Genomic DNA, 7,216 nt, shown 5'->3' with positions numbered 1-7,216 from the left:
TACATATTTAGCGGGCAAGATGCCCGCACTACAAGAGTTTCATCATTCAACTTTGTACCTCATGAGAGCAGAAACCGCTGTAACTATTGGGATTGTAAGAATGGTTAATTAGGGATGCTAAACCCAGTGCGATCGCTGCGGCTTTATTTTCCCAATCATAGTAATAGTTACCGACAACTGTTTTATCAATTAATTCTACTTCTTCTGCGGGTATAATAACAACTTGTGCTGTCTGAATTACCTCTCCTTTCAAAAAGCACTTCTGGGCGAAAACACCCCGGACTTTTAGGTTCCTATTGCCCACAATCAGCATTCTCATGGTTCTCCTCTAATTAATTAATTTGTCAAATTCTTTAGCATACTCAACTGTATCTGTATAAGTGAACGTCTTACCTTCCCAATTCTGCAATAATCCTTGACCATTCTCATAAGCGATTAACGTCTCTGGTTGAATTGGTACTTTACCACCACCACCAGGAGCATCAATCACATAAGTAGGTACAGCATAGCCTGTAGTATGACCACGCAATTTAGAGATTAAATCTAGCCCAGTTTGTATGCTTGTCCGTAAATGACCAGTTCCCACTACAGGATCACATTGATAAAGATAATAGGGACGCACACGCAATTTTAGCAGACCGTGAAACAAATTCTTTAAGGCTGTTTCCGAGTCATTCACACCTTTAAGTAGTACAGTTTGACAGCCTAAAGGAACGCCACCATCAGCTAGTAAATCACAGGCTTGGGCTACTTCTGGTGTTAATTCCCGCACATGACAAAAATGTACAGATAGCCATACGCGATGTTTACGCAGTATACTCACTAGTTCTGGCGTAATTCTTTGTGGTAAAAAACAGGGAACACGAGAACCAATTCGCACAAATTCAATATGAGAAATTCCTCGCAACCTTGCCAACAAATTATCTAAAACTTCACTAGCCATCAGCAAAGGATCACCACCAGAAATTAACACATCACGAATTTCTGTGTGTTTTTCCAGGTAATCAATGATTGCATCTAACCGTCGTTTAATGGGATTCATTTCCCCTTGACTAACCAAGCGGGAACGAGTGCAGTAGCGACAATAAGCAGCACAACTATCTAAAGCCAACAGTAAAACCCGATCAGGATAACGGTGGACTAAGCCTGGAACAGGGCTATCATCATCCTCCCCACAAGGATCTACCATATCTGTAGGATTAATGATTATTTCCTCTTTTTTAGGTATTACTTGTATCCGCAATGGACAATTGGCATCTTCAGAATCAAGCAAGGAGGCAAAGTATGGTGTGACAGCAACAGCAAATTTGTCCGGTGCAATCATTAAACCTTCCGTCTCTGCTGAAGTCAATCTTAGTAACTTTTCAAGGTGTTCTAATTTAGTTAACCGATGTCGCATTTGCCACTGCCAATTTTGCCAGTTTTCTTCACTGTAAGTCTCCCCCACAATTTCACAGATTTTTTGACGCTGAATGGTAGTTGGCAAGGACTGGGCTAAAATTGGATTGCTGATCATGATGCAAACAGTTGGAAGGCAAGAAAATAAAATTTAATTGAGAGTATATACCTCTTTGCGTAGATTGACAATTAAATAACTGTTGTGTACACAAGTTGCACAATCAAAATTGTTATAAAGCTTACCACAACTCGATTTATTCCCATTTAATTTTTAAAATTGAGGCAATTAAGATTGAATCAAGCTATTTACCTGCCACCAGAAAGCACTAAAATTGATAGACACCTAGCTGAGTTGTACAAACTTTTGAAATTAGGAGTGCATACGTGCCAACACTTGCTAAATACTTGCTGGTTGGATCAGTTGAAGCTTACAGTGGCAAATCTGCAACGGTTTTAGGTTTGTCTCATCAGCTAAAACTTCATGGGTTGGATATCGCTTATGGTAAGCCTTTGGGTAATTTTGTCAAGACACCAACAGGAACAGTAGTTGAAGAAGATGTCCAGTTTATTACTCATAACCTGAACCTTCCAGACAACCGTATTGCTCCCACCTTATTGTCTTTAGATGAAATTACCGTCCAGAAACGCTTACAGGGAGAAGACACAACCAACTATCAACAGTTACTAGTAGAGAAGTATTCACAAATACCAAAGAACAATTTGGTTTTATTAGAAGGACCTGCAAACTTATCAGAAGGAAATTTATTTGGATTATCCTTACTGGAACTAGCAGAAAAATTAGATGCTCCTGTACTCTTAATTAGCCGTTATCAATCACTAACTTCTATTGAAGGGTTGTTGTCTGCTAAACAGCGATTGGGTAAACGGTTAGTGGGTGTCGTGATTAATGAAGTACCTGAAGAAAAATCAGAGTTAGTACAAACCCTGTTGCGTCCATTCTTGGAAAAACAGGATATTCCTGTACTAGCAACATTACCCAAAAGCGATATCCTTCGCAGTGTGAGTGTAGGCGAATTAGTCAAGCAGTTAAACGCTGAAGTTCTCTGTCGAAGCGATCGCCTAGATTTATTAGTCCAAAGTCTAGCCATTGGGGCAATGAATGTCAACTCTGCTGTGAAATACTTCCGCAAACGTCAGAATATGGCGGTAGTGACTGGGGGAGACCGAGTGGAAATTCAACAAGCAGCCTTAGAAACATCTACTCAATGTCTGATTTTGACTGGACAACTGCCACCTCCTGCATTTATCCTCAACCGGGCAGAAGAGTTAGAAATCCCGATTTTATCCGTGGATTTAGATACTCTCACCACAGTAGAAATCATTGACTGCACCTTTGGTCAGGTTCGCGTCCATGAACCAATTAAAATAGAGTGTATTCGCTCTCTTATGTCTGAGCATTTTGATATTGATCGTTTATTATCCCAATTGGGATTTAATCCCGTAGGGGCAAACCCCCCGTGGTTGACCTCTTCCGGGGATTAGACACATAGAAAAACGTAGGGGCAAACCCCCCGTGGTTGCCCTGGCACAAACCCCCGTGGTTGCCCGTAAATCCCCTCAATTACTCCTCCTCTGGGTTATTGAATGGGATTTTTTCTGGCAACACTTCCCCGTCTGGTTTCACTTCCTCAATGTTCATGGTAGGCTTTTGTGTTGCCTCTGTGGTTAATAATTCCGAATCTGGTTTAACTTCCTCAATGTTCATGGTAGGCTTTTGTGTGGCCTCTGTGGTTAATAATTCCGATGTCACCGAATTTGGAGAACTTACTTTTAGTTCACTGGTAACATCCCTAGTTTCTGCTTCTAACACAAACACCTCAGTCTGAACTATCTCTATCACAGTTTCAGTTGCCGCTGCTATTGATGATTCTGAAACAAATACCTCAATTTGAGTTATTTCTGATAGATTTTGAGTTTCGGCCGTCGCAGGTGCTTCCGTTGTCGGAATTACCTGTTCTTCTTGGGGCTGAATAACCGGTGCTGTTGGCGCTAGTTCTACCGTTTCTAAAACCGGTGATGGAGAAAAAGTCTCCTCTGATAAACCTTGAGTTACAATTGCTGGGGTGACATTTAGCGACTCATCTGGTAATTTTGACGGTTGAGTTGCTTGAGTTGTACCTGTCTGTAAAATCTGTTCAGTAGTTTTAGTTTTGATAACTGGCTGTTGATTCACAGTCTGTGGTAGCTTTCCTTTTGCACCACTAAACACACTACCAATGAATGCGGATAATTGTCGAAATTTCTCTTTCACAGAAAACTTTGACATTTGTTCTTGAAAACTAATTTTAATTAGCTCAGGACTGGGTAAGGGAGTTTGCTGTCCTTCGGGGGACAACTGTCGCCGTAATGAGAGAGTTTGTGACACAAACCATACCAATAGTGCCACACTGGCTATATGACCCAGTAACAGCCCTCCAGTAATCCCAGGTGCAAAAATCCAGAGTACCAAAGCATAGAATAGCCCAACCCCACTCCAGATAAAATCATTCTGGCGATGGATTTCTGGAAAAAAGAAAGCTGATAGGTAAATGGCTAAACTACCAAAGGCGACTACCAACGCTATAAAATAGGCCAGCATTTTTTAAAACTCCTTACTATTTCATGAAAGAAAGGGAACAGGGGACAGGGGACAGGGGACAGGGAACAGGAAACAGGGGACAGGGAACAGGGAAAAGATAATAAAGAAAATAGGGGATAGGATAATAGGATAAGGATATTTAATTTTGATTGCCTCTTGCCTCTTGCCTATCCTTCCGCTATGTATTTTAATTTTGCAAACTTCGTCACTAATTTGTCACTAATTTGTTGACTGAGATACAAAATGAAAATAATTATTCATATTGGTCGTAATTTTGGGAAATTCTTGAGAAACTCTTAATATCTTCTTTAGGAGTGAAGCGAAAATCTCAGACTACCCTTAAAGAGAAAGGATCTGCAAGACAAAGAGCCAAACCCAAACAAAAGATTTGAACACAAACTATGACACTACAAAGCTTTGGTGTGATTGGATTAGCTGTTATGGGCGAAAATATCGCTCTTAACGTTGAAAGAAATGGCTTTCCAATTGCAGTTTACAACCGCTCTCGTGAAAAAACCGATGCCTTTATGGCGTACCGCGCCCAAGGACGTAACGTTAAGGCTGCTTTTAGCCTAGAACAATTTGTCGCCTCATTGGAACGTCCTCGGAAAATTTTGGTGATGGTACAAGCTGGTAAGCCTGTTGATGCGGTAATTCAACAGCTTAAGCCTTTACTACAAGAGGGCGATATCATTATTGACGGTGGTAATTCTTGGTTTGAAGATACAGAAAGACGCACTCAAGAATTAGAACCCACTGGTTTACGTTATATTGGTATGGGTGTGAGTGGTGGTGAAGAAGGTGCTTTAAATGGTCCTTCTCTCATGCCCGGTGGAACAAAAAGCTCCTATGAGTATCTATCCCCGATTTTCAATAAAATCGCGGCTCAAGTTGATGATGGTCCTTGTGTCACTTACATTGGTCCTGGTGGTTCTGGACATTATGTAAAAATGGTTCACAATGGTATTGAGTACGGTGATATGCAGTTAATTGCGGAAGCCTACGATTTACTGAAAAATGTGGCTGGTTTAAATGCAGCACAACTCCATGAGGTATTTTCTCAATGGAATACAACGGACGAACTCAATTCATTTTTGATTGAGATTACAGCGAATATTTTCCCCTATGTTGACCCAGAAACCAAGATTCCCCTCGTTGATTTAATTGTTGACGCTGCGGGTCAAAAGGGTACTGGTCGTTGGACTGTACAAACTGCTTTAGAATTGGGTGTAGCGATTCCAACAATTACAGCAGCAGTAAATTCTCGGATTCTCTCTTCTATTAGAGATGAACGCATTGCTGCTTCTAAGCAAATCACTGGACCTAATGCTAAGTATGGTGGCGACATTGGGGCTTTTGTAAACATGGTCCGGGATGCTCTTTATTGTTCTAAAATCTGTTCCTATGCTCAAGGTATGGCGCTGTTGTCTACAGCTTCTAAAACTTACAATTGGGAATTGAATTTGGGCGAAATGGCTCGAATTTGGAAGGGTGGTTGTATTATTCGGGCTGGTTTCTTGAATAAGATTAAGAAGGCTTTTGACGAAAATCCAGCTTTACCTAACTTGTTGTTAGCGCCTGAATTTAAGCAAACAATTCTGGATAGACAAGCGGCTTGGCGGGAAGTAATTGTGACTGCGGCTAAGTTGGGTATTCCTGTTCCAGCTTTCAGTGCTTCTCTAGATTACTTCGATAGTTACCGCCGCGATCGCTTGCCACAAAACTTAACTCAAGCACAACGAGACTATTTCGGCGCTCATACTTACAAACGGACTGACAAAGAAGGAACTTTCCACACTGAATGGGTTCCCATTGCTGAAGCTAAGAAGTAAGATACTTTTAGTTAAGGTTTCACCTTAATTCTTGCTGTTTATTTCGGCAAAATTGTCTATGGGGCGGGGTTTCTCCGCCCTTAATTGTCAGATTAAGATTAAATGACCTAATTATGTAATAAGCCAAAAAAATTTTTAAGATCGCTCCGTTTCACTACGCTTGCAAGGGTAAAGGCAAGAAGGGAAAAGGGCAAAAGAGCAAGAGTATAAAGGGCTACAGAGTCCACGCAGCACCACACACAACACGAAAACCATTGAAGTAGTCGAAGCCCGCAACATAATAGTTACGATAAGCCGAACGGCAAAATCCAGGATTGAGGTACCAAGAACCGCCGCGCAGCACCTTGTCACTATTAGACTCGTCGCTTATCCACGCGCTACTATCAGTAGGCGCACCTTCATAACTATTATGCCAATCATCTTGACACCATTCCCACACATTGCCGTGCATATCATATAATCCAAATTCATTAGCTATTTTAAAACTTCCTACTTCTGTTGTTTCTCCTCTATCAACTCCTTTTGTTCCATTACCATAAGTGAAGTTACCATCATAATTAGCTAAATCTGTGGTAATCGTATCGCCAAAATGAAATGGTGTGGTAGTTCCGGCACGACAGGCATATTCCCATTCCGCTTCACTAGGCAGTCTATAGGGTCTTTGAGTATGATTTGATAGTCGGTTACAAAACTCTACCGCATCATGCCAAGAAACCGATTCTACAGGGCGATTTGCTCCTTTAAACCTAGATGGGTTTGGTTGTAGTTCTTGGTTGACTTCGGGTAAAGCGGCTACTGCTTGCCATTGTGCTTGGGTTACAGGATATTTACCAAAGCAAAAAGGTTTAATGGTAACTTGATGTTGAGGTCTTTGATTGTCTGAACTTCCTTCTTCTTCTTTTTGTGAACCCATAGTAAAACTACCACCAGGAATTAGCACCATTTCTAATTCAATGCCATTTCCCAAATCTTCGGTAAAGTAGTTAGCCGTTTTTTTATAACGTTTAATAATAGTTTTCGGCATGATTTTTTGTCAGAATCATAAATATTAGCTTTTTTATATTCGGTGAAGCAACTTTTCAGCAAGCTTACTAAGCTACTCCACCGAGTTTGATTTTCGGATGCCGTTGCTGACATCACTGGAACAGATCTGGACTCTTTTTATACGCGCCCGACGAATTCCCATCCGCCAGTTCTGGAATAAAAGAGCGCACGCAGCACCACACACAACACGAAAACCATTGTTGTTGTCGAAGCCCGCATCATTATAGTTACGATAAGCCGAACGGCAATTTTCAGGATTGTTGTTCCAAGAACCGCCGCGCAGCATCCGGGGTTGCCTGTCCCATCTCCAATGCTAACAGAATTTGAGATGATATCATATCAT

6 protein-coding genes are annotated in these 7,216 nt (G+C 41.2%); 2 read left to right on the top strand and 4 right to left on the bottom strand.

Annotation, left to right across the window (positions count from 1 at the left end; translation table 11 throughout):
- Window positions 1–46: 46 nt before the first annotated feature.
- Both ACIR131C_RS24060 and ACIR131C_RS23555 read right to left on the bottom strand, forming a co-directional pair.
- A complete protein-coding gene (locus tag ACIR131C_RS24060) occupies window positions 47–304 on the bottom strand; it encodes an SET domain-containing protein-lysine N-methyltransferase (RefSeq protein ID WP_196811816.1) in 258 nt (85 codons plus the stop codon).
- Between the two features lie 24 nt (window positions 305–328).
- Window positions 329–1,516 carry a KamA family radical SAM protein gene (locus tag ACIR131C_RS23555; protein WP_035372580.1) on the bottom strand — a complete coding sequence of 396 codons (1,188 nt, stop codon included), beginning with the start codon at window positions 1,514–1,516 and terminating at the stop codon, window positions 329–331.
- A gap of 266 nt (window positions 1,517–1,782) precedes the next feature.
- Here ACIR131C_RS23555 and ACIR131C_RS0119700 point away from each other — a divergent pair, with 266 nt between their 5' ends.
- Entirely contained in the window at window positions 1,783–2,901 is a 1,119-nt protein-coding gene (locus ACIR131C_RS0119700) for a phosphotransacetylase family protein (RefSeq protein ID WP_028091553.1), read from the top strand.
- 79 nt (window positions 2,902–2,980) lie between these two features.
- Here the strand turns inward: ACIR131C_RS0119700 and ACIR131C_RS27410 are convergent, their stop codons facing one another.
- The gene (locus ACIR131C_RS27410; protein WP_071604977.1) at window positions 2,981–3,997 is read right to left on the bottom strand and encodes a Ycf66 family protein; all 1,017 of its coding nucleotides are present in this window, start codon (window positions 3,995–3,997) and stop codon (window positions 2,981–2,983) included.
- Window positions 3,998–4,398: 401 nt separating this feature from the next.
- Here ACIR131C_RS27410 and gndA point away from each other — a divergent pair, with 401 nt between their 5' ends.
- A complete protein-coding gene (gene gndA / locus ACIR131C_RS0119690; protein ID WP_028091552.1) occupies window positions 4,399–5,829 on the top strand; it encodes an NADP-dependent phosphogluconate dehydrogenase in 1,431 nt (476 codons plus the stop codon).
- 214 nt (window positions 5,830–6,043) lie between these two features.
- Here the strand turns inward: gndA and ACIR131C_RS0119685 are convergent, their stop codons facing one another.
- A complete protein-coding gene (locus ACIR131C_RS0119685) occupies window positions 6,044–6,853 on the bottom strand; it encodes a formylglycine-generating enzyme family protein (RefSeq protein WP_028091551.1) in 810 nt (269 codons plus the stop codon).
- Window positions 6,854–7,216 lie beyond the last annotated feature (363 nt).

It is taken from the genome of Dolichospermum circinale AWQC131C (genome assembly GCF_000426905.1).
GTDB lineage: Bacteria > Cyanobacteriota > Cyanobacteriia > Cyanobacteriales > Nostocaceae > Dolichospermum > Dolichospermum circinale.
The sequence above is the reverse complement of the archived record's forward strand: the minus strand, read 5'-3'. Positions and strand labels throughout refer to the sequence as shown.

Coding starts and splice junctions, on each gene's coding strand:
- ACIR131C_RS23555 (WP_035372580.1), bottom strand. CDS start 1,516: ATGATCAGCAATCCAATTTTAGCCCAGTCCTTGCCAACTACCATTCAG.
- ACIR131C_RS27410 (WP_071604977.1), bottom strand. CDS start 3,997: ATGCTGGCCTATTTTATAGCGTTGGTAGTCGCCTTTGGTAGTTTAGCC.
- gndA (WP_028091552.1), top strand. CDS start 4,399: ATGACACTACAAAGCTTTGGTGTGATTGGATTAGCTGTTATGGGCGAA.
- ACIR131C_RS0119685 (WP_028091551.1), bottom strand. CDS start 6,853: ATGCCGAAAACTATTATTAAACGTTATAAAAAAACGGCTAACTACTTT.